General features: G+C 45.8%; 1 pseudogene. It reads left to right on the forward strand.

Annotated features, from left to right (window positions below):
• Positions 1-69 precede the first annotated feature (69 nt).
• Positions 70-323, forward strand: a pseudogene (locus tag AB4263_RS24385) (ISNCY family transposase); the annotation flags it as partial.

Consider the following 323-nt stretch of genomic DNA (forward strand, 5'->3'; position numbering starts at 1 on the left):
CGTCGAGATCATACCTTCAGTTACGCCAACGCAATGTATCAAATCACCTCCCCATTACGGCACTCTATCGTGAGTCAACAAGTCGAATTACGTAAGCAACTTGATGGTGGTTTTACGGCTTACTTTGCTGACCGAGAGTTATCGATTAAAGAGCTTACTGAGCCTAGCTCTAGGAAAGAATACGGAGAAGAGGTTCAGAAAAAGATCGAGGCTATAGAGCTTGCCAATGAGTTAGGGAATGTTAGAGAAGCGGCCCGACAAAGCGGTTGTTCTGTCAAAAGCATTCACAACAACCGTCAATTGCTTGAAGCCCATGGCCCACT

This window comes from Vibrio sp. 10N.261.55.C5, assembly GCF_041470505.1.
Taxonomy (GTDB): Bacteria; Pseudomonadota; Gammaproteobacteria; order Enterobacterales; family Vibrionaceae; genus Vibrio; species Vibrio crassostreae_C.